This window comes from Legionella adelaidensis, assembly GCF_900637865.1.
Classification (GTDB): domain Bacteria; phylum Pseudomonadota; class Gammaproteobacteria; order Legionellales; family Legionellaceae; genus Legionella_A; species Legionella_A adelaidensis.
Map to the genome: position 1 here is coordinate 145,464 of NZ_LR134418.1, position 24,778 is coordinate 170,241.

Here is a 24,778-nt window from a genome sequence, read left to right on the forward strand (position 1 = left end):
GTTCTCGAATAAAAAATAAACTATAATTTGTTTATATCCACTCATTTCTAATCTTTAACAGGAATTCATCTTTTCTTAAGAAATCTTTGCTATATTGCAAGAAGACGATTTTGAATACCTTAAAATCTATAATGATCAATTGATGAGTATTAAATGAAAATTGAAGCAAATATTTTAGATCAACTATTTGAAATATATAAAGAAAGCTTGGGTGTTCATGCGGATATCCCACTAGATAAGAAACCTTTTATAGCTGCTTTTCAATTTATAGAAAATCATCAAGTGGATACTTTCGACTGGGAAGCTTTAAGCCAGTCTCCTGCACAAGCTGATTTAGTCGCTTTATTAAAAAAATGTATTACAGTTGAAAACGACCATTTAGCTTTTGATGAATTAGCGGCAAGTGCAGCCCTTATTCCGTTTGAACAAGCCTTGGACAGAAGCCAAAAGCTTTATTTAGCCCGGGATGTGGAAACTACCGGGATACAAGAAAAATATCTAAAATCGCAACTAAGTTCCCATGAGCCATTAACTGAGCTAGACATTAAACGATTTATTGTTAACACGGGAATGCAGGAGCATATTCATGTGATTAGTTCTCCTGCACATATGGGACTTTTTCTAAACAATACTCGAATAAAACACCAGGATGACCATGAGCCTTACTCTGTTGCTTTTATGGTTAATACTACTAGTGAAACAACAACTCCCAATTGGGTTTCTGTCAATATCACTATTAACCCTCTGAGCAACTCTGTAACTTATACAGCGAATAGTGGGCACCCTTTAAATATAACGCAAAAAGCCGCCCTGGAAGACTTTATTAATAAAGGAATAAAGTTTGAAGGAACAACGATTGCTGGTGAAACCTTTACTGCTTTCCCTGGCGCAAAAATTACCGGAAAGATAGCAAGCAGTGATTCAGGAAAACTGCATGGATATAAAACACTTCATGCACTTTATAAAGATAAAGCACTTGAGGATTTTGTAGCAGACAATGCGAGAGCACAAGAATTTGCTGGCTTAGGTGATGACATACAAGCCACTAAACAATTTGTCTATCAGGTTGAACTAGAAGCAATTCAGGTAAACGACGATGAAGTAGATATATTAGAAAAGCCTTTGCAAGATGCCTTGCAATTAGGAAAGGTAAAAAAAGAAGTATTACAAGAGCAATTCGATTTATTAAATTTTTCCATCAGTACTGTAGCCGCTCAACAGCACCCTTTGGTAGGTGAACAACTAGCAGAATTCCAACTTTATCACAAAAAGGTTACTTTTCCTGGACAACAACCTGAGCCCTTACTAAGCAGTATCGATTATCAACAATTTTTACTTTTAATTCATGAAAAACTAAAAAAATCAGGAACTGCTAAACAGCTAGATGAAATGGTTATCGCTTGTTATGACAATGCCGCAATTCAAGGATTAATTGCTTATAACGAAACCAATGCCCCTGTTCCTTTTAAAACACTTACTTTAAATTTGGATAATCTATCATTAGATACGGAAAATGCCAGACATAGTTTCCTCTTTCATTTGAAAACAATGTTATTAACCATGTCAGATAGTAATTTATCGGCATTAAAATTTATTGATACAAAAAATCAAATGACAGAGGAGATGGTTGAAGAAATAGCTAGGTTTGTAGCCAATCGACCTATTGCTATGGATATTACCTTGCCTGCTCCATTTCAAAATAGCAAAGCCCAAAAAAATATCGACGAAGCAACCTCAGATACTATACGTAGTAAAAATATTGCCGCTTTTGGCAAGCAAGCTTCCGTGAGCCAAGAGCTACCAGAAGCCCGGCAAGAAGTTAGAAAAAGACCCCGTATGGGCAGTAAACAAAACCTTGCTATTGATATTGAGCTACAACAAGAGCAACAAGTAGAAGTGGCAGTTGATGCGAGTGCAGAACAAGGAGGCCAAACGGGTGACTTAGAAGCCAGTGATGCCGAGCTTTATACTATATTTAAATTTCAAGCAGCCTTAAGCGCAGGCGAATTTAGTAACGCTTCAAAAAGTTTTTTAGTGGACTCTTCTCAACAAGAAGCATTTCAACTTTGGTTAAACTGGACAGGTGCATTGACTTTAGAAGAAGCTTTACGACCCGACACTGGATTTCAAATATCCAAAACAGCTTGTGCAGAGCTATTACGCCATAAAGATAAATTTCAATATGGGATAGATTTTTCCAACTTACCCCCTGGATTTCTATTGAAAACAGAAGGTCCCACTACCTATATTCACTTTGATGAAAATTTCAAACTGCTCGCGGAATACAACCCCTTGCAAGTGCAAGCAAATGAATTTACCAGTGAAAAGCCATTACCTCACTCTCTATTTAAAAAATGGTTAGCTGCAGTAAGTCCTACAGATAGTATTAAACTCGCCTGGGACAAAATTGATGCAGCTGAATACAACAAAATAGCGCAACAAACGTTCAAGCAATTTTTACCTCAACTCCTCTTATTAGACCAAACAGAATTAGCACACCTTTTTGCGCTGAGTTTTGATCAAGATACATTTAGACCGCAACAGTTTCGTTTTTTATTAGAAAACTCCAGGCAATTACAAACAGTCCTTACCGCTAATCCTAAAGATAAAAACATTGATAAAGTTTTAACGGAACTATTTTCCGGTCAAAAGAAAGAAGCCCTGGATTTTATAAATGGCTACTCAGAAAAAATGCCAGCTAAAGAGAAGCATTTAATTACGCTTTTGGTTCATGATGACCCTTCTCTCCTGCAAAAAGTTACTTATTTATTAGATTTAGTACCTACAATTAATTTAAATGCTTTACTGCAGTTACATTTGCAATTAGGTGAGAAAGGGATTGAACAATTAACCAAATTGGCTGAATCGGATCTGACTTTGTTCAAGGAACTGGACGAAACGGTTTTTGCTCAAACTAAATCATATGTCCCTGTTTTGACGGAAGAATATTCAGACGCTATCAATGCAATCAAAGGGTTTTCTGCCAATGAAAAAGTATGGTGGAACACGCTTTTGCAACAGCATTGTAAAGCACAAAACGATGTCAACCTGGTAGATATGGTTAATGCGTTTAAAGCATTTAAAGAAAAGTTAAAAACATTTGAAACACACGATGAGAAGCCCTTAGCACTTCCGCCTTCTTGTGCAATAACGGGCGTTAAAAGTTTACCGGTAGCTCTTTCCAGGATATTGAATCTTTTAGAACATAGCAGTAAACAAAATAGACATGCCCAATGGGCCCTAATAGGGCAATTAGATTTATCTAGCAATGGCGCAATCAAACTCGCTAAGCCAGATGTTAAAAAATGGGCTTTTATCACTCCCGAAATGCGCGTTAGTTCCCCGCATGAAACGCAGGGAAATGTCTTTGCTTCAGTCACACAATATTCCGCCCCTACCCGATGGAATAAAATTAAAGCGGCAGATCCTGCGGATTTGTATGAAAATTTTTTCCGTTTCGTCGCTTATCAGGAAAAAAACGGGCAGTTACCGTTAGATTTTTATCGACATACTCATCAAGCTTTGAGCGACAGTGGCTTGTCTTTAGAGGTAAAAAAGGAATTATATCCCTTAATCGCAGCTGCAACCACCAAGGTTACCAATGTCTCCTCCATAAAGCTTGAAGAAGCGATACGGGATGTGGATCACCTTATTAAATTATTCGTCGATACTCCCCTTCCAGGGATTACCCCAGCAGGATTAAAAGAGAATGCGCGTTTAACAATAACTAAATTATTAAGCAGTTTAAGAGAGGTCCCTTCTCTTGTGGTGTTAAACCGTTTAGTTTCTCTTATTTCTTCTAGCTTGAGTGGCCCTATTAGTATTGCAAGAAATCTGTCTAAACTCGAAAGAGCCAATAATGACCTTAATAGACATGTTGAGTCCTATGGTTCTTGTGTTTATGAAGGTCTAAAGGATTATAGTGCAGAGGAGTATAACAACCCACAATTGTTTTTTGAGCATATGGCCGTCGTAAATCGTATAGCCGAAGCTTTAGAAGACAATGATCTGGACGCGCAGTTATTAATGCGAATGATTAGCTCTTTCCAAATTACCCCTGAAAATATCGATATTGTTTTAGACAATAATTTTAGCGATGTAAAAGGAGTTAATCGTAAAAGACGTAATGAAGCACTGCTTTTGCTGAGAAATTTATCTGTAGTCAATCATCCTGAGTTAAGACCTTTAACTTTTGCCGATCTCACCGCTATCCTGGATGCTGTTGACCATACTCCAAAAGCCGTTATAGACGTTCTTAAGGGGTTTCAACTTTCCGGTACCCAGCCCTTAGCTGCCTATTTTCCAGAGGATATTCTTGAAAATTATGGAAAAGAAGGCATTCCCGAAGACATCGCTCGTTTAATAGCGACGAATTTTAGTGAACAGCAGCAAGGACAAATAAGCAAACTTTTACTCCGGTTTTCGCAACCGGGCGATAACCTGCACTATGGAGAACTGGTTAATAAAATTATTGCTATTACAAAAACACTCGCGTCTGTAGAAAAAAATATTTTTGTTAGCAAATTAACCGGTTCACCGGGATTGCTTGTTAATCCACAAGCATTAAGCGATGAGAATAATTATTTTGTTAAGTTACTGGATAGCATCACTGCCAAGGGTTCACCTTCTGAGTTTTTAAACTTTGTGGCATCTGAACGCGATCTATTTCATCATGCTTCTCAGGAAGCGATCGATGCATTTTTCGTAACAGCGCAGTCGGGAGAGAAAACCATACCCGCTTTAGCTCAAAAATTTTTGGTGTATCAAGACAGAATTGTTCCGGGCATCAAAGAAATTGAGAATTTGGTGATTGCGCAATTAGATTTATCCCCTAGACTTCACAGGGTTCTCTTAAAAACACCAGTAGAGCAATTAACTGCCGGTAGCAATGTAGTCCATGACAAAAAACATCTTATTACTACGCAAGAGAGAGAATTGGCTGGAGTTCTTAAAGCAATACAAAATGGCGACTCAATAGACTTAAACACAATACGAATTACCACATCCCATTTTGCAAAAGAGGCCAATCTTGAAAAAAATGACTCTATAATTCAGTACCAAAGTACTCTAAGAGAAATAAATAAGCCTAAAAATATTACTCTCGAAGACATGGGAAGAATTTCACAAAACCCGGCAGCCATTTTATTGTTTGCTTACTTAAACGATTCACTACCTGAACAAGAACGTATTGCTTTTGAAAAAAGATATAAAGAAAAAATTGAAAAACAATTTGAAACCCATCCTTCAATTTTACTAAATAAAGATTTTATTCCATTTTTACAAAATAATCCTGAATTTTTCAATGCAATGGTTGCAAAAGATATGCTTACCGCTGCAGGCTCCCCTGATTTGTTAGAAGACGATAAAAAATTAGGCTTACTTTTTGAAGGGCTTGAGAAAGATTTACAAACAGTAGCGGATTTAAAAAATCAAACGGCTACTTTGCACCAGGAACTCAAAGAAATGGATGCAGAACTCAGTAAATATCCTTTTGTTCTCGTTTCTTTATTCAAAAAGATTAATACACTTGCCGCTGCAAACCCTACTAGCAAAAGACAATTTCTTGAATTATATGATCGTTATCTCGATCATTATTCTCCAGAAAAACACGGGGAACTATTAAAATACCTGGATGACTTTGTAAGTAGGCTGGAAAAATCATTTGAAACTATTGAGGACAAAAATATCGTTTTATCCTTATGTTTACAATTTAATAATGACAAAGACGAAAATTTTCAACCCGAAAAATTATTACAACTATTAGATATAGTTGATTCCGTAGCTGAAAAACATCGACTAACACTACTTAAAATCGCTGTAGCGCTCATTAACAATGAGAAAGATTTCACTCTGAAAGAATTTAAAGAGCTTAGTGAGTTAGCCCATGCAAAACCAGAATTGGCTGATGCGCTCACTACTATATATAAGAAAGCGCCCTTCCCTACAATTGAACAAATCAAAACCTGGCATGAGCTGGCTGATAAAAGCCGGGATTATGCGCTTACTATGCATGATTTACATAAAACCTACGATAAGGCCCCTTGCCACCGCGAGCTCTTTTATCATGGCGACCCATTAAATGGTTTTCATATTTCCAAAGCACAGGAACAACTTCGCCAATTCAAAGGATTAAAACAGGATGTAATTAATATCGAAGCATTTAAGGCCAAAACCGATGCAATGCGCGATAAAAATTCGGATGAGTTATTAAGCATATTAGCCAAATTTAATCCCAAAAATCCAAGTTATGATCCAGCTCTGGCAAAAGATTACGACACTCTGGTAGCGGTCGCTGCGGAATTGTTACACCGTAGTAAAGGGAAAGATGAAAAGGATATGGTAACGGGTGACTTTGCACTGGGCAGTTCTATGGAAATTAATACCACTCAGTATTTAGCCATTTTGTCATCATTAAAAACACCTGGTCATGTAACTAGCCAGATAGGTACAGGAGAAGGCAAATCAAGAATTATGATGATTTCCATAGCCTGTCAAAATGCTTTAGGTAAAACCGTAGATTTCGTTACCAGTGATGCGCAATTGGCAACGCGTGATTTTGTAGAATACCAAGCCTATTTTGAAATGATGGGCGCAAAATCTAGTATGATATTTGCTAACACCGATCCATCTCAATATCAAATTGGCGGGATTAATTTTTCTGACCCATCTAATCTTAGCTTATTTAGAAACAAGGCACGTAGTTTAGGTAAAGGAGAGCTTGTACTTGATCCGGACGAGCGAAGTCGTGCATTGTTGCTTGATGAAGCGGATAAAACTTACTTCGACGTGGCTGATACGCGTTTTAATTTCTCCACCGAAAGTGATGAGAATATCCGTGGTATGAGCTTTGTGTATTCTTTACTTATGGAATATTTCGCTCAGGAAACAGTTGCTTTATCTACACCACTTAACGATAAAACTTCTATTTCTCCACTTGATTTATATTATGAAAACATCGATCTTAGTCGCGAAAAGTTTTTGCAATTTGCCAGTGGCAAATGTAAGTCCAGCGATTTAATGCGACTAAAAGCCTTGTCAAATGAACAAATTGAACAATGGCAAGTCTCAGCCGTCACTGCATGTCAACTAAAATTCAAAGAAGATTTTGTTATTGAGCCCGATGTATTAATTAGTACAGCCCATGGCCCAAGGATTTCAAGTGAAGCGCAGTTATTATTTGCCAATCGCGTGTCAAAAAGTTCCAAATTCTCCTTTGGCGTTCACCAATGTTTACACGCGGGTTTAAATATAGCCAGAAATAATTTGGATGCCGTTAAAGATCTTAATTTACGTACCGCACTAAGCCGCTGTGAGAATCCTTTCTTTGTACAAGATGAAAAACAAATTGTTTATTCGTCTACGAGTAAAAACTTACTCGATGATTATGCCAAGGGAACTTTAAAAGCAGTAACCGGCACTTCTGGCTCTATTATTGAACGCCAGGAAGCAGAAGCCCTCTACGGCTTAGCTACACAACAGCGTCTTGGAAAAATGCAATTTGTGGATGTTCCAAGAGATAAAGGGATGAACAGGATTGACAGAGCTATTCGTCTTATGGGTAACCAAAGACAGCAAATTAATACTTTAGTCGACCAAATCAAAATTGCTCGCAGTAAAAATCAACCTATTCTCATTATTGCGGAGAATGACGAAGAAAGTGAATTTTTATTCAAGAAGCTCGGTGAAGTATTTAAAAATGATAGCAAGCTTCAACACATTCATAGTCAATTATCATCAAAAGATGAAAAAGAATTGACAGGGAAAGCCGGGTTCCCAGGACAAATTACCGTATCTACTGACATGATTGGCCGTGGAACCGACATTTCCCTAAAAGGTGGGGCAAAAGCGCATGGCCTTAATGTAATGGTCACCTATTTACCACGTCCCCGGGACCTTGCCCAAATTATTGGGCGAAGCGGTCGCTTTGGGGCAATGGGAGAAACTTCACTAGTTCTTGATAAACAACGCCTTAAAAAAGAACTGGGTAAAACTACTTTGACTGATGGTTTTTATGCAAATACTGAAGCCTATATTGAGCGTGAACAGGCTTTAATGGATAGGAAAAAGCAATGTGAGCGTTTAATTAAGAATACCGTGGGCGATTTTAGAAGAAGCTTAACTAATTCATTTTTTGACGATATGTTGAAACAAGTGGATAAAGGGGAACAAAAAAAATTGTTGCCTGCCTGGACTACCTTCTTTGACAAATCAGATAAGGCATGGAATGAGCAATGGCCGCACATACAAAAAGAATTGTTAGCCGAAGAGATTAATGTCGCTAAAATTAATCTTCTCTTTCACGACTATGAGAACAACGTTCAAAAGCTCTGGACTAACCTCAAACGTACAATTCAAGATACCGAAGTAGTGTGTCTGGATGGTAAACACCCAGTTGAAAAATTGGTAGATACTGTTCCGCATCTGGAGCTTAATGATAAAACTAAAAAATTATTAACCAGCTTCTCCCTTAGTAAATACAGTTTAGATACGTGGAAGGTTTATGATCGTTACGATCCTGGACATGAAGGTAGAGCAGTTAAATATTCACATTGGTCTGTTCCATTTATCGCGTCGCTAAAAGGCTATGCCAATTTATTACCTTTTGTGAATTTCTCAGAAGCGCGAAGGCCTTTCGCAAATTTCAGAGCATGGTTAGAAGGCCATGGGCAATTATTCCCTGACTTTCGTGCAAGCCCCAATAAAGGAAAAATTATCGGGGGAACTTTACTCGGTTTAATAGGCGCAGCTATTGGAGTCGCCCTAGTTCTAACAGGAGTTTTAGCTCCATTAGGAATAGCGGTTTTTGGTTTATCGAGTGTCGTTACTAGTGCTATTGTATTAGGAGGGGCAGGTTTAGTCGCAGGAACTCTGACAGGTTTAGGCGCAGGAGCAATTACCGATAAGCTGACCCGCGGTGGAGAAACCACAAAAGACACCACGCTTGCTTCGGAAGACATGCAAGAATTGTCTCCCGACGAAGAAGCAGATGTTCCAGAATCTTATGCGGTACTTCATGGGGTAGGAGTAGCTGATGTTCATCGCTCTCACCAAACCGATCAAAGAGAGGATGAGGTAGTTGATGCTTTGCAAGTACAGACTCTCGAAGAAAATCCAAGAAAGACTGTTGATAAGATAGATGAAGAAGAAATTGATAAAGAATCGCACATTGGTATTGACACGCGATAACTCGATTTCGCGCTAAAATATCATAGATTATAATGGGGATTAAATATATGAGTAAAATGGCGATGATTAAAGGTGCTTTTCTTGATTTTCAAGAGAATGGAAAAACTTTAGTAAGTTATTTTGCAGAGATGGGTCATCATGAAATTGTAAGGTATCTCATTGAAGAATTGGGAGGAAAGTGGGAAGATGCTTTTTATGGATATGCATTAGCACGTAACCGTGATCAGATTTTAGCTCTACTTAGAGAGTGTCCTGAAGAAAGAAAAGGTATGTGCATTGAACAGGCCATAAGAGGTTTTGCGCAAGTAGAAGATTTCGAGTCTGTTGGAGCTATTGATGAAACGAGGAGTTACAAACCTTTTTATTTATTAGGCCGTGCCCAATCAGGAAAAAAAGAAAGCGTTGTTACTATGGTCAACCGTGAGATTCGCTTGTTTGCAAAAGCGGTAGAAGGCTTTGCCAGCGCGAATCAAGGAACTCAGTTGATTGCCTTTATAGAGGGTACTCGTTTTTACCCGCAAGCCATTTATCATGCCGCTAAATCAGGACATTCCGATTTAGTTAATGAATTATTAAAGAAATGTGGCATTTCTCCAAGTACAAAAGTCAATCCTAAAAATCTCCGTAATGCTAAAGAAATCGATATATACGGTTTATTTAATCATGCTGTAAAAGGATATTTAGCTGGACGACACTTCAGAGAAGCAGGCGATTTCATTGAGCGCGGGGCAAGTTATACGCAAGCCATGGGTGAGCTAAACGATAGTTCAGGTATGCCTGATACGGCATTATTTTTAACATTTCTTGCTCATATAAAAAACGAAGCTAAAAGACAGGAAATTGCAGAACACATGTTGCGCCAAGCTGATTTAACCGATTCGTTACGCCTTAATGCAGAAACTTTTGAGCAGCTTGAAAATATCATTCAGGAAATGTCCAATTCTAGATTAAATTATATAGAGGCATCGCAAAAAACACCGGAAGAGGAAGGTACCGGTGGTGAAGTTACCCTCTCCTATCTCGCTAAAGTGGTCCAAAATGAATTACCTTATTATGGACCTCCAGACTTTGAAGGCCCAGGTTTAATGGCTTCCTCTTAACTTTGCTCTGGCATAATAATCAAAGTTTTCTTTCCCGACTAATCAAGAATCGCGATTGCGGGGTGCAAAAATTCAGAGTCTGTAATGTATTCCGCGAGAGCAGCAGCAAAACTATACCCATTATCTTTTTTGGAAGAGCATGGGTATATGTTAAATCATCCAATATAAGAAATGACGCGGTAAGAAATTACCTGCTATGATTTAACTAGAAAGGATGACACAGGGACTTACATGAAAACAACGTATATTAGTTTTTCTCTTTACTTTTTGCTCATCACATCTGCTTTCGCCGACTCTTTTTACTGCCCACAACATAGTGCATTTATCAATATTGGCATGACGCAAGATCAAGTTGTAGCCGCCTGCGGGGTACCACTTAGCAAGCAAGCTTCTAACGCCCCAGTGACTCAAAGGGTTCCCGTAAAACAATTAATTTATACAACTTTAAACCAAGGAGCGGTATATCCAGGTCTCGATAATATCTACAATATGTGGTCCATACCGAGTGGGCAAACCGGTGTAAATGTTGAGGTAGATATTATTGATAATAAAGTTGCTAATGTTCGCATAAATGGTTCTTCTTCCAATGCCGTTTCCCTTTGTGGAGGCACTAATATTGAAATAGGTTCTGCAGAAAATTTGGTATATCAAGCCTGTGGCAACCCCACTATGGTTAACAACACCTACATTAATCAACCAGTTCCCAGTAATAGCAAACCCGAAGTTTGGGTTTATCAAGTTGATCAATTTCATTCCCCTTATAGCTTGACTTTTGTTAATGGCAAACTAGAATCCATCGATTAGAGAGAAAGCATAGTTCGCAATGATAGGTTTTGAGGGTTATATATGAGTGAAAATATTGAAGATTTAACCGTTTCCTACTCAGAAAATGGTAAGGAAACGGTAAAAGAATTGGACAAATGTATTTTAACAAAAGGTGCATGGACTACTATTATTTTTCGTTATCAAGACTGGGATAATTCAAAAAACGAATATGGTCCTCCTAAATTTTCTATAAGACGATATCAAAAAAAGAATAATCAATATTGGCAAAAATCGAAATTTACTATTTCCAGTAACGATCAGGCCAAAAAGATTATTAGTATATTATCGGAATGGATAGAAAAATAAGAATACCAAAATACTATCTTACTCTCTTAATTAAATATAATCCCAAGAGTGCAAATAAAAACGTAGGGGCAAAAGCCGCAACTTCTGCAGGCCATTGGAAAACTTGACCGATAGGGCCAAAGAAGCGATTAATAATATGGAAACCAAACCCTACCGTTGCACCTGCCAATAACTTTGAACCCATAGTAGAAGATCGTAAAGGCCCAAATATAAAAGGAATGGCCAAGATCATCATTACCACTGTAGTAAACGGTTGTATAATACGTTGCCAAAAAGATAGTTTAAAACTAAATAAAGCATGGTGGTCCATCTTCTGATCATGAAGAAAATGGCGCAATTCAGAAAGAGTCATCTCCTCCGACTCTTTCCCACTCATATTTAAGAGACCGGGTTTCAAAGGAACTTCCCAAACCATCTTTTTAATTTGCTTGGTCTCTGTATGATCATCATAGAGTCGCGTTTCAGCTACATCACTTGCTATCCAGTTGTTATTAACTAAACGCACCTGATTAATCAAACGGGCAAATTGAAGGTTATGTTTCTCATCAAAATGGAATTGATTTACATTTTGTAATGTATTGTTAGGTTGTAGAGAACCTACCGCAATAAAATTATTTTCATAACGTAGCCATATGCCTTTGGAGGTACGAAACGCTTGACCACTACTTAAAGCTTGTAAACGTTGATCGGTTCCTAATTGCGCTAAACGCGGAACAATCGTTTCACTGAGGGCCGTTACAATAAGAATTACAATCAAAGCTGCTTTCAATACTGCCACGGTTACTTGACCAATTGACATTCCTGCAGCTCGCATAACCACTAACTCGCGGTGATTAGCCATTATTCCTAATCCAATCAAGCTCCCTAATAAACTTGCCATAGGAAAAAACAGATAGACTTGGTAGGGCATTTGTAACAAAACAAAAAAAGCGGCTTGCACAAATCCATAATTGGCCTTTCCTAAATCATCCAGCTGGTTTACAAACAAAATAAAAATTTGTAAACCAGAAAGCATTAAAGTAACCAAGCCAATCGAGGCAAGAATAGTTTTCGCTATGTAGCGATCAAGAATTCGATTTTTCATGCAGGCTTCACTTGATTACGTTTGATAAGGCCTATCCCCAAAATCGCCACTGCCAGATGCAGACCCCACATGCCAATCCAGGTGGGCATTTTTCCATCGATAATCCAATCTTTGGCAACAAAAATAAAATTCGCATAAATAATATAAAGAACAATCGCAGGTAATATTTTGGCAAACTTACCCGAGCGAGGATTAACACGACTCAGTGGTACACCTACTAATGTAAGAGTAAAGATCATAATAGGAACGGCAAGCCGCCATTGTAATTCCGCTGCTTTTTTATGATCGGGGTTATTGAGTGGAAGCAAGGACGCAGTTGATGCTGTGCGAATATCATTTTTTCCACCCATTACCGGATGTGGCAATCGCGCCTTATAATTTTCAAATTCAGCCACTTGAAAATCAGAAGCTCCTGGCACGCCTTGATAAGCTTTGCCCTTTTGGAAATTGACATAATCCTCCCGGGTACCTGCATCAGTATGGGCATAGCCCTTTTCAGCGCGAATAATATTCCATTGTGCCTTTCCCTCTTTCTCTTCAATCTTGGCAAGGAAAATGTTTTTAGCCACAGTATGAGCACGATTCATGGATTCTACATAATAAACTTGTCCCCCAGGAATCTCATTAAAGCGTTCCGGGACAATGGTTTGAATAAGCGTTTTGATACCAGTGGTCTTTAAGAGTTTTGCCCGTTCAATAGCGATATAAGGACTTACCCAAATCATCAGGACAGTTACAACCAAAGCTACAAAGCTTGCTAAGTAAAAACTATGTCTTAATAATTTGCCAGGACTATAACCACAAGCTTGCAAAACAGTCATTTCACTTTCAGCATACAAACGCCCATATGCGACTAATAATGCCACATAAAAGCCTAAGGGAAGCAGTAGCCCAATTAAGTTGGGTAATTCTAGCGCCATTAATTTCATAATGAACATAGCAGGAATTTGCCCACTCGCCGCACGATTTAAATAGCGTACGAATTGATTACTCATAAATATGAGCAACAATATCGTGGTTAAGGCAGCTAACGTGACGAACACTTCTTTGGCTAAATAGCGGAAAATGATCACGATCGTTTTTTACTAATCTCGTTTTGAAAAAGAATCTATTATATAGCATTGAAAGAAAAAGGTGTGTAAACTTTTACCTTTCTTTCTGGCATTTTTTGTAGTCCATGACACCAATTCGTGTTGATTTTTATCTCCTACCCACTAATGATGTAAACACAGTTTGGCTAACTGCTTGTCGCTTGGTGGAAAAAGCATACCTTCGCGGGCATCGTGTTTTTATCTTTTGTGATTCACAAACAGACGCCCATAAAATCGATGAGTTATTGTGGACTTTTAAGGAAGACAGCTTTATTCCTCATAATTTGCAAGGAGAAGGTCCAGAACCACCCCCTGCGGTGCAAATTGGTTTTAGTAGTGAACCAAGAGGCTACAATGACATATTGCTCAATTTATCAAAATCTATTCCCAGCTTTACTGGACGTTTTAAACGAATTATAGAAATTGTAAATGGAACGGAAGACGCAAAGGAAGTAAGTCGACAGCATTATCGAGAATATCGTTCCAAACAATATAATCTACATACACACGTCTTATAAATCGTAGATACTGAGAATAGGCGCATTTTTCCACAGAACTCGCAGTATTGTTCAAGATTGAGCAGGTTTTTTACAAACCCTCTGACGCCAAGGATGGCGTCTGAGAGCTCCAGGATGGCTTTATACGTGTTTGTAAAACCCAACTTAATCTTGAACAATAACTTTACAAAGTAGCAAAATGCGCCTATTCCTTAGTTCAAAGATACTTAAGCTTTATCCGTAACGATGTGATAAATAATTAGTCATCGCTAATACTGCCATCGCTTCACCCCCTTCAGGCTTTCCAGGTTTGTTAACTAGATTCCATGCCATAATATCAAAGTGCACCCATGGAATACCTTCTTTAACGAAACGTTGTAAAAACAATCCGGCTAAAATAGCTCCTGCATAAGGGGAAGTACTGGAATTGGTTAAATCTGCAATAGAAGAATCTAACAAACTTTCGTAGGGTTTATATAAAGGCATACGCCAAACCGGGTCGCCTGCTTCATTTCCAGCCAGAGTCACATCTTGTGCCAATTTATCATCATTAGAAAACATGGCTGAAATTTCTGTCCCTACGGAAACCCTTGCTGAGGTGGTTAAAGTAGCAAAATCAATAATTAACTCAGGGTTCTCTTCACAGGCTTTTACCAGAGCATCGGCCAGCACCAATCTTCCTTCAGCGTCAGTATTTTCAATTTCTACCCGCAAACCATTGCGCATGGTTAAAATATCACCAGGTCGATAAGAATCATTGCTAATGGCATTTTCCACTGCAGGGATTAACACCTGCAAATGAATAGGTAACTTTTTAGCCATTAAAATAGCGGCCAAACCAATGACTTGTGCAGCCCCGCCCATGTCTTTTTTCATAAGACGCATGCCTGCTGGTTGCTTGATATCTAATCCGCCAGAATCAAAACATACCCCCTTCCCTACTAATGTAATCTTTGGATGGGTTCTATCACCCCAAGTCAGCGAAAGTAAGCGAGGGGCGGCACTGGCTGCACGGCCCACTGCATGAATAGCCGGAAAATTATTTTTTAATAAATCTTCTCCTACCCACTCCTCAAACTCTGCATTGAATTTTTTTGCTAAATGGGCAACCACTTCTCCCAATTCTTTTGGTCCTAAATCACTCGCGGGAGTATTAATTAAATCGCGGATAAGAAAAATAGCATCGGCTTCCTTTAAAACGTCTTCCAGTTTTTCTGGAGTAACCGCTAACAAACGCGGTTTTATTTCGATATTTTTATATTTGTCAAAACGGTATTGAGCCAATGACCATGCTAATAAGGCTGATTTTGAAAGTTGCGCTGTAGAGTAAGTACCTTTGGGAAGACGATTTAGCGCATGAGCCACAGCCAGATTATCTTGACCTTCCATTGAACCCACGAATGCTTTTTCAATACCCCCCTCCTGGGAATGCAATAAAGCAACTTCTCCAAGTTTTCCTGTAAATTGTTGGGCATTCAGAAACTTTAGTTCAAAAGAAGACAGTGAAGTATCATTTTTCCATTGATCTTTTTTTAATAAAATTAAAGGAATAGAATTCTCATAATTGGTGCTGTAGAAAAGACTTGCTTGCATTTACTTTCACTCCTTCATTTGCCCACGAAACTGAGAGGGACGCATACCTAAAAGTGCTAATGATAGCAAATAAATGACCAAAGCGGCCAGTACATGTGCTAAAAGCAGACCAATACGTGATGCCAGATGAAAAGACATCCAATATTCCACACTTCCAGAAACAAAAAATAAATAAATACTCATAAAGGTGTTAGCAATAAACAGCCGCAAAAGGAAACGTCCCCAACCCTTGGTCGGTTGATAAATTTTACGGCGAATCAATAGGTAAAAAAGAATTCCACAATTAATATAACCCGCAAGGGTAGAAGCTAAAGTTAACCCCGCATGGGCTAAGGGTACGATAAAGAGCGCACAAAGCAGCGTATTAAATATCATTGCCAAAGCCCCGACCTTCACCGGAGTTTTAATATTTTGACGCGCGTAAAAACCGGAAGCCAAGACTTTAACCATCATAAAAGCGGGAACACCCAGTCCTAGAGTAATAAGGCTTTTTTGCGTTTGTAAAACATCGCTGGCATTAAATTCGCCATAGGCAAAGCAACTAGCAACAAGCGGCATGGCAAAAACGGCTAGTCCCATCGCGGAAGGAACGCCAATTAAAAGCAAAGATCGCAACCCCCAATCGAGAGCACGGGAGAAAGGTTCAATATTTTGCTCCGCATGTTTACGTGACAAATGAGGGAGAATAACGGTTGCAATAGCAACTCCAAATACCCCTAAAGGAAAGTCAGTTAAGCGATCTGTCCAAAATAACCAAGAAACACTGCCCACTTGAAGAAAAGAAGCAAAAACCGTATCTATGAGCAAATTAATTTGTGCAATAGAAACACCAAATAAAGCAGGCACCATTAATTTCAATACGCGTTTTACGCCTGGATCATTAAACACCAGGCTAGGCTTTACCAATAATTGCCGATGATATAAGAAAGGAATTTGAAATAATAACTGCACAATCCCGGCCGCCAATACTCCCCAGGCAAGCGCTACAATAGGTTCAGAAAAATAAGGACTAAAATAAAGAGCAGCCACAATCATACAAACATTTAACATAACAGGGGTGAATGCCGGAACCCCAAAATACCCATAAGTATTTAAAATAGCTCCTGCCATGGCAGTTAAAGAAATTAACATTAAATAAGGGAAAGTAAGGCGCAACATTTCGGTTGCTAAAATAGAGCGGGTAGTACCTGAACCAAATCCCGGAGCAAATAAATAAACCACAAGAGGTGCAGCTACAATACCTATAAGAGTAATAAGAGTTAAAACAGCGCTTAAACTTCCCGCTACTCTCGCTAAGAATTCTCGTACCTCACTTACCGATCGCATTTTTTGATACTCGGCAAGTACTGGAACAAAAGCTTGTGAAAAAGCCCCTTCAGCAAACAATCGACGCATAAAATTAGGAATTTTGAATGCTACAAGAAAGGCATCCATTGCCGCATCTGCTCCAAAAATACGCGCAATAATCATATCTCTTGCGAATCCGAGTAAACGAGAGATAAAGGTCATTAAGGAAACTAATGAGGTGGAACGCAATAGACTTTGACGTTTAGGCACTATCATTTCAGGAGCAGACATTTTAATGCGCAGGGTGAAAATGGGTAATAATAGCCTGATTATGTATTTATCGCCATAAAAAACACGTAAACTACCCAGAGAAAGGCAAAATCCTGGATAGCTTAACCGACAATAACAGATGTGTTCAGCAAATTGATTTGCATTAACAATACAGAGCAGGATCTAACTTGACAAAAAATAATAAATTAGGCAATATTATCCTCTTTTGATTAAATTGTATCAGTGGAGATTCTGTAAGTGGCAAATATTAAGTCAGCAATTAAGCGCGCACGCCAAAATGAAAAATTGCGTCAACATAATGCTTCTGCGCGTTCAATGTATCGGACCTTTATTAAAAATGTGCTTAAAGCTGTAGAAGCCGGAGATAAAGAAGCCGCACAAGCTGCTTTTGCCAAAGCGCAGCCCATTATTGATAAAGCAGCTAGCAAAGGTTTAATTCATAAAAATAAAGCTGCTCGTATTAAAAGCCGCCTAAGCTCACGTGTAAAAGCATTGGCTGCTTAATCCAGCGTTTCCGTAGCTCTAAGTCCGAAGACACCCGAACCGGTTTAATCCGGTTCGGTTTTTTTATTCCTCAATACGTACTTCAATATTCTTACTTCTTGCATTTTCACGTTTAGGAATAACTATTTCCAATACGCCTTTTTTATATTTTGCTTTTATCTTTGTTTCATCAGTAGTATCAGGAAGTGCGAAGCGGCGATAAAACTGTCCTTGTACTCGCTCAATTCGTGAGTACCCTTCTCTTTCTTCTTTCGTTTCTTGTTTTCGTTCACCTTTTATACAAAGAACATTGTTTTCTAAAGAAACATGGATATTCTCTTTCTCAACACCAGGAATATCTGCTTTCACAATATAATGATCTTTTTCTTCTTTAATATCCACTGCCGGACTCCATAAATTGGTTTCCACAGTAGACTCATCATTATAAGGTCTTAGAAATTGATTCAATAAAGAACCGAAATAATCTCTTGGCCATTGTTGGTCACGTTTCATCATGTCTGCCATTTTACTCTCCTTTATGAATACTAATTATCCTGTTTTCTAGTAAATAATAATGAACTAGTATAAATAGATATAGAGATGATTTTGTAAAAATCAAGGTTACGTGAACTTTCTAGCATTCCCAGGGATTTTGGGTATATTTAAAGATATGCTATTAACGAGATAACGAAAATGACAAGCTTATTTCAGGTAGGGACAGTTATTGGTTTTTTGCAGGGGGTTTTTGACAGCACCTTTAGTATGGAGGAACTTACCAAAAAAGGAAATTTTGGTCTGGGAACTGTGAATGCCGTAGATGGGGAGCTCGTCATTTTAGATGGCGTTTGTTATCGAATAAATGCCGAAGGAAAAGCAGAGATTTTACCCGCTCAAATGTGCACTCCTTTTGCTCTGGTAACCCCTTTCGTTTCAAATAAAACTTTCACTTTAAAAAATATAAATAGTTTTGAGAAACTGGAAAATGTGCTTGAAAAAGATCATATGGCCACTCCAAATATCTTCTACGCAATCCGTATAGACGGTAATTTTACCTCCATTCAATTTCGCAGCGAGAAATGCCAAACGAAAACTTACCGACCTTTGGCGGAAACCTTGCCTACATTACAAACTTTTTTTAATTTAAAAAATTCAAAGGGCACCCTCGTGGGCTTTTATTGCCCGAAATACAGTCAAGGTCTTTGCATACCCCAGTTTCACTTTCATTATTTAGATGATAAAAAAGAAACGGGAGGGCATGTTTTTGAACTAGAAATGGAGGAGGGAGAGGTTTCTATTATTCCTTTGCGCCGTTTCGAAATGGAAGCTTTTAAATCAGATGATTTTGACAAAATGGATTTGGATCTGGGTATTTTGAGCTCGGTTACGAAAGTGGAGAAGAAAATAAGTTAAATATGGAAAGTAGGGCCTTCGGCCTAAAGTATCGTCACTTATTATTCAATCCTATCAATATTCTTTCATTTTATTTTTTGTTATTCCCGCGTAGGCTGTTTAGCCCGGACAGATAGGTTACACATGTCCGAACACATGGGTAACACATTTTAACTAAAATATGTTACCCGTCCACTATATAAATTAACAATTGAGTTTTTTCTTAATTGATTTAAATTTACCTCTCCAAGCTTTTGATGGGAGAAATAAACCTCTAAAATGTCTGAGTGTGCGTTCCCACTGCGCGAAAGTGACTGTTAAAGACTAATACTATCCATTCAAATCTCTTAATGCCCTGCATGCGGATCAATTGTTTTAAAGAGTTCTTTGTTGTCGCTATAGTCAATTGGAACATCAATTAGAACGGGTTTTTTAGTTTGCATTGCCTCTTTATACATCGCTTGAAATTGACCAGGATCTTTCATTTCCCAGCCTATAGCTCCAAAAGCTTCTGCAAATGCAGGTATATTAATAGTACCAAAATCCACGCCGCTTTTTCTTTTATATTTCATGACCTCTTGCTCTAAAACCATATTGTAAGTGCCATCTCGCCAAATAAAATGAACAAATTGAGCTTTTTCTCTCACCGCTGTTTCTAATTCCATAGCACTAAATAAAAAACCACCGTCTCCCGAAATAGACACTATCTTTGTCTTTGGACGAGCGAAATTACAAGCAATAGCCCAAGGAAGAGCGACCCCTAATGTTTGTTGTCCATTACTAAATAACAATTGATGCGGCCTATGAGAGTAGAAATAACGCGCCATCCACATGTAAACGCTTCCAATATCACAACAGATGGTGGTTTCTTCATCAATTGCTTGTTTCAATTCATAAATAAAACGCAAAGGATGGATAGGTGCCCCATTAAAACGTTGGCCAGAGTCAATTTTATTTTTTAAATTCTCCCTTACTTTAAGAATATTTTTATTCTGTTGCTCAAGTTGACGGGGCTTAAGTAACTCACCTAATTGAGAAATATTGGTGGCTATATCCCCTAATAGTTCGATTTGGGGGTGGTAAGTACTATGGATATTACAAGAGTGATAATCAAGATGAATAATGACTTTATTATCTTTAGCATTCCAAATTTCCGGATCGTATTCGACGGGGTTAAAACCAATTGTTAAAATCACATCAGCCAAATCTAAAATTTGATCTCCGGGCTGATTTTTGAAAAGCCCAACCCTTCCGATAAACAATTCAATATCGTCTCTGGGAAGTACTCCTGCGGCTTGAAAAGTACCGGCAACTGGAATAAAAATTCTTTTTATTAATTGGCGAATAGCTTTCGTATTTTCTGCTCTACTGGCTTCCAAGCCTAAAAGAATGACGGGTTGTTTCGCTTGATTAATTATTTCCGCAGCTTTTTCTATTGCTTTAACAGGCGCTTCGCCATAATACGGTTGGAGTAATCGAGGAATAGGCTTCACGTTGGTAATGGCCATAGAAATATCTTGCGGAAGACTAATAAAACTTGCACCACACGTTGGGCGTAATGCCGTGCGAAAAGCGTTCTCAATCACCTCGGGAATTGAATCAACCGCACGGATTTCAACGCTACTCTTCGTAACAGCTTCCATTAATTTTACATTATTAGTTACTTGATGCGATTGTTTTAAGCTCATGGCTAAAGGAACATTTCCACCAATAGCAACCACTGGATCTCCTTCTGTAGTTGCGGTAAGTAATCCTGTTACAAGATTACCTACTCCCGGACCCGAGGTTACCAGTACGACCCCTGGCTTACCCGTTATACGGCCATATGCTGCAGCCATGAAAGCTGCGTTTTGCTCATGTCGACAAAGGATTAATTTAATTGTGGAATCAAGCAAAGCATCAAATACTATGTCAATTTTAGCTCCGGGAATTCCAAAAATATATTCAACACCTTGCTCTTCTAAACACTGTACCAACAGTTGTCCGCCATTCCTTTTAGACATAAAAACCCTTAAGCATTCAGTTGTGTATATTGTTTACTTCCTAAAATTTTAGACGGTTGATTTAATTGTTCATAAGCCCGTTTTGCAGGGGTGTAGTGTGGAAATTCCATGATTATTTTATCAAGAATCTTACGCGAAGAAGCTTCATCTCCACTATTCCACTCGCTTATTGCATCCAAATAGAGTAAGTCTGCTGGCAATTGAGCAATTGTAGAGATAGTTTTGGTAGGAAGCGGTTCTATATAACTCGTTTTCACTTCAGTTTGTGCGTTAATTAACTGCAAAATATTCTTCGCTTGCGCGCTACCATTTTCCTGGGCTTGTTGTAATAGCCGCTTGCCTTGCTCAGGCATTGGCGCACCATTTGCGCCTTCATAATATAAGGTGGCTAATTGATATTGCGCATAGGGAATATTTAAATTAGCCGCTGTTTTGTAAAGTTCTTCAGCTTTTTTAATATTTTTCTCCACACCCAGACCATACTGATACATACGGGCAAGCGCTAAAATAGCTTTACCATTACCTTTTTCCGCTGCTTTTTGGTAAAAATTAGTCGCTTCACTCAAGTTCAATGGAGTGCCCACGCCGGTTTCATTCAATAGTCCTAAATGATACAAAGCGTCACTATCCCCCATTTCGGCTGCTTTTCTATATAATTCATACCCTTTTTGCTCCTCTCGTATACCTAAGGAACCATTTACTAAAAGACCTGCCAGCTGTGCCATCGCTTGTGGTTGATTCTGAACGACAGCCTGCTCGTACAGATCTTTTGCTTGCGTGTAATCAACCGCCCTCCCCTTTCCGTTTTCATAAATAAGGCCCAAGTTTAAAGCGCCTATGGGATTTGTCTGATTAACAGCATACTGATAACTATCAAATGCTTGCGTGTAATCATCATCAACCGTTTCATTAATAAACCCTAAAGCAATTGCGGCAGGCGCAAAGGAATTTTTAGCCAAGTTGTACCACTTCTTGGCTAATTCATAATTAGGTTGTTTATCTATTTTTCCTAATTGATACATTCTTCCTAAAAAGAATGACGCAATTGGCTGCCCTAAATCTGCGGATTGGGTATACCACATCTGCGCATTGGCTATATCTGCGGTGCCGCCTAATCCATTTTCCAGCATATAAGCATATTTCAATTGCCCTTCTTTATCGCCTTTTTCAGCAAAGAGCTTAAAAATTTCGCGCGCCTGTTTCATTTTTTGTTCGTCACTGGCAGTAGACAAATAGTAGTCTGCGAGCAACAAACCCGCTTTGCTATTCCCTAATGCAAGTGCAGCATCAAGTTCCGGCAGAAAAGCTTCTCCGGTGTTATGTTTTAAAATAGCCAGATTAAAATTCGCATAGGAGAAACCTGCATCAGAAGCTTGTTGTAGTAGCGTTCTACCACGATTAGTGTCTTTGTTTACAAGTTTACCGTCACTATAGTAAGTACCTAAAATAAAAGCACTCACTGGATTTTGAGCAGCTTTTTCATACCACACCAATGCATCCATTTGGTTTTGTGGTATAGATAACCCCCGGTCATACATCAATCCTAACAATAATGCGGCCTGTGTATTTCCTGTTTCAGCTTCTTTTTGGGCAACGGAGAAAGCTTGTAGCTGTTTCGTAGCATCTTTATCCATCGCATTAAAGAAAGCGAGAGGTAGTTTTGCCTCCGGCACTCCTTGAGCTACAGCCGACTCATATAGTTTTTTAGTTAATTTTTGATTCTGTTCTTTTTCCGCCAACGTTTGATTTTTATTTTGTTCACGGGTCAATAATTCTGCAAGATGATACTGGGCAGGACCATAATTATTAGTTGCAGAGAGAAAATATAGTGAAGTGGCTTGCGGTAGATCTTGTTTTATTACTTCTTTGCCATTTTCATCTTTCATCCCTTTTTCATAAAGTTCAGCAAGAATAAATTGGGCATAGGGATTTCCTTTAAAAGCCGCATCATTTAACCACATTAAAGCAGCTTCATAATTTCTTGGAACTTCTTTCCCTTCAAGATATAACATTCCTAATGCATACATAGATCGGGTATCTTTCTGCGCTGCTGCCAATTGATAAAATTGAATAGCTTTTTCAATATCTTTATTAACGCCTACTCCACCTTGATAACGTTGTCCCATGGTAAATTGCGCGCCAGGATCCCCTAATATCGCCAGGTCATATAATTGCTTGATGGCCGTAGTATTCCTTGCTTTCTTAACGTGTCTTTGCGGTGTTAATAGGGTTAATGCATCAAAAGGCGTATCAAAAGAAAAAGAGAATTCTGCATTTTCTTTTGCTATATAGGGGCTTAAACCCTCTTCTGAAGTAAAACTGGTGTAATTTAAGTTAATAGGGTAAGAAGGATAGGCATAGGAGTTTTTAATTTCACCCAAGCTCGCACTCAGCGCGTTATAATATTCATTAATAGGTATTTCATTGGGCGAAATCATAGTAAATTGAGGCTGATACAATTCTTCGCGTGACACTTCTTGCATTTGCGGGGGTTGGTTGTAAATATTCTCTTTAAGCGCATCGGGATTTCGCCAATCCGAAAAAATACCTTCCAACTTATAACCGCTTTTTGCTAAGGTTTTTTCCTTGCCATTAGTTAGCCACTCGGCCGCATTTTTTTGTGCCTGTTGACTATTTTCTTTAGTACTTTCTTTCGCTTCCTCTTGCCATTCTTGTACCAACTCTTCATTTTTAGCGACAAAGCGTCCTTCTTTATACATGTTTGCTAAAGCTAACTGTGCATCGGTAGACCCTTGCTGGGCGGCTTTTAATAGCCATAGATAGCCTTCGCGCGGATCAAACACGGGAGAATTGGTTTGATAATAAAGATTGGACAATGCTATTTGAGCAGGAATATAATCTTTTTCTGCTGCCTTTAAATACCATGTTTTTGCTAAAGGCAGATTTTTTTCCGCTTCCGCGATTTCCCCCATTTTTATCTGTGCCAATACCGAGCCTTGGGCTAAGGGTACGTCCAACAGTTCTTTGGCTTTGTTAAGATCTTTGGGAACTGCATTTCCTGTAGCATATATTTCAGCTAATTTGACTTGTGCAGCTAAATTGCCTTGGCCTATTGCTTTATTTAACCATAACAGTCCCAATTTTTTATTTTGAGCATGTTTTGAATTAAGAAAATCATCAGCTAATGTGTATTGCGCGATACTATTTCCATTTTTTGCGGCAGCAGTGTAGTAGCGTTTAGCCGCATCCGTGTTTTTCTTCACCCCATAGCCAAACAAAGAAGCTGCTGCACAATACATTTGCGCATCAACATCATTCGCATCCGCTGCTTTTTTAAACCAATAAAATGCTTGTTCGGGATTATTTTCTACAAGTAAACTATAGCGCCCCATAATTTGCTGGGCTTTTAAATACCCTTTTTCACCCGCCTGTTTAAAATGGCGAATCGCCAAAGTGTTATTTTTTAACTGACCATAGCCATATAATCGCATTTTTCCTAAATAGAAATCGGCTTCTGCATCTTTCCCGGATAGAGCAGGCAGCTGTTCTGCAGCGATTTTATATTCGCCTTTCCTATAAGCCTCAATGCCATCACTTGCAAATGCTCCTTGAATAGCACTAGTAGCAACTATACAAACCCATGGCACAAGCGATTTCATTTGACTCTCCCTCTAAGCACAAC

Annotated in this window: 14 protein-coding genes; 7 read left to right on the top strand and 7 right to left on the bottom strand. The window is 38.6% G+C overall.

Annotation, left to right across the window (positions count from 1 at the left end; translation table 11 throughout):
• Positions 1-153: 153 nt before the first annotated feature.
• The 4 genes from EL206_RS01865 (at position 154) to EL206_RS01880 (ending at position 11,417) form a co-directional block, all read left to right on the top strand.
• The gene (locus EL206_RS01865; protein ID WP_058461187.1) at positions 154-9,186 is read left to right on the top strand and encodes a preprotein translocase subunit SecA; all 9,033 of its coding nucleotides are present in this window, start codon (positions 154-156) and stop codon (positions 9,184-9,186) included.
• A 47-nt stretch (positions 9,187-9,233) separates the two neighbouring features.
• Positions 9,234-10,286: a hypothetical protein gene (locus EL206_RS01870; RefSeq protein ID WP_058461186.1), complete on the top strand. Its 1,053-nt coding sequence runs from the start codon at positions 9,234-9,236 to the stop codon at positions 10,284-10,286.
• A gap of 231 nt (positions 10,287-10,517) precedes the next feature.
• Positions 10,518-11,090, top strand: coding sequence for a DUF2845 domain-containing protein (locus EL206_RS01875; protein ID WP_058461185.1), 573 nt, complete (start codon positions 10,518-10,520; stop codon positions 11,088-11,090).
• A gap of 42 nt (positions 11,091-11,132) precedes the next feature.
• Positions 11,133-11,417 (top strand): hypothetical protein, encoded by a 285-nt coding sequence (locus tag EL206_RS01880; protein ID WP_058461184.1) that lies wholly within the window; start codon positions 11,133-11,135, stop codon positions 11,415-11,417.
• Between the two features lie 13 nt (positions 11,418-11,430).
• Here the strand turns inward: EL206_RS01880 and lptG are convergent, their stop codons facing one another.
• Both lptG and lptF read right to left on the bottom strand, forming a co-directional pair.
• Positions 11,431-12,501 carry an LPS export ABC transporter permease LptG gene (lptG, locus tag EL206_RS01885; protein WP_058461183.1) on the bottom strand — a complete coding sequence of 357 codons (1,071 nt, stop codon included), beginning with the start codon at positions 12,499-12,501 and terminating at the stop codon, positions 11,431-11,433.
• Entirely contained in the window at positions 12,498-13,574 is a 1,077-nt protein-coding gene (gene lptF, locus EL206_RS01890; RefSeq protein ID WP_058461182.1) for an LPS export ABC transporter permease LptF, read from the bottom strand. Before lptF ends, lptG begins: the two co-directional genes overlap by 4 nt.
• Positions 13,575-13,678: 104 nt before the next feature.
• Between lptF and EL206_RS01895 the strand changes: the two genes are divergently transcribed.
• Positions 13,679-14,110 carry a DNA polymerase III subunit chi gene (locus EL206_RS01895; protein WP_058461181.1) on the top strand — a complete coding sequence of 144 codons (432 nt, stop codon included), beginning with the start codon at positions 13,679-13,681 and terminating at the stop codon, positions 14,108-14,110.
• A gap of 213 nt (positions 14,111-14,323) precedes the next feature.
• Here the strand turns inward: EL206_RS01895 and EL206_RS01900 are convergent, their stop codons facing one another.
• On the bottom strand, positions 14,324-15,682 hold the full coding sequence (locus tag EL206_RS01900; RefSeq protein WP_058461180.1) for a leucyl aminopeptidase family protein: 1,359 nt from the start codon (positions 15,680-15,682) through the stop codon (positions 14,324-14,326).
• 6 nt (positions 15,683-15,688) lie between these two features.
• Entirely contained in the window at positions 15,689-17,260 is a 1,572-nt protein-coding gene (gene murJ / locus EL206_RS01905; RefSeq protein WP_058461179.1) for a murein biosynthesis integral membrane protein MurJ, read from the bottom strand.
• A gap of 237 nt (positions 17,261-17,497) precedes the next feature.
• Here murJ and rpsT point away from each other — a divergent pair, with 237 nt between their 5' ends.
• Entirely contained in the window at positions 17,498-17,764 is a 267-nt protein-coding gene (gene rpsT, locus EL206_RS01910; RefSeq protein ID WP_058461178.1) for a 30S ribosomal protein S20, read from the top strand.
• A 63-nt stretch (positions 17,765-17,827) separates the two neighbouring features.
• Here the strand turns inward: rpsT and EL206_RS01915 are convergent, their stop codons facing one another.
• Positions 17,828-18,268: an Hsp20/alpha crystallin family protein gene (locus EL206_RS01915; RefSeq protein WP_232048502.1), complete on the bottom strand. Its 441-nt coding sequence runs from the start codon at positions 18,266-18,268 to the stop codon at positions 17,828-17,830.
• Positions 18,269-18,436: 168 nt separating this feature from the next.
• On the opposite strand from EL206_RS01915, the gene budA reads away from it, so the two are divergent.
• Positions 18,437-19,153 carry an acetolactate decarboxylase gene (gene budA, locus EL206_RS01920; RefSeq protein ID WP_058461177.1) on the top strand — a complete coding sequence of 239 codons (717 nt, stop codon included), beginning with the start codon at positions 18,437-18,439 and terminating at the stop codon, positions 19,151-19,153.
• A gap of 326 nt (positions 19,154-19,479) precedes the next feature.
• Here budA and alsS read toward each other — a convergent pair whose 3' ends face one another.
• Positions 19,480-21,135, bottom strand: coding sequence for an acetolactate synthase AlsS (gene alsS, locus EL206_RS01925; RefSeq protein WP_058461176.1), 1,656 nt, complete (start codon positions 21,133-21,135; stop codon positions 19,480-19,482).
• Positions 21,136-21,143: 8 nt separating this feature from the next.
• Positions 21,144-24,755 (bottom strand): tetratricopeptide repeat protein, encoded by a 3,612-nt coding sequence (locus EL206_RS01930; protein WP_058461175.1) that lies wholly within the window; start codon positions 24,753-24,755, stop codon positions 21,144-21,146.
• Positions 24,756-24,778 lie beyond the last annotated feature (23 nt).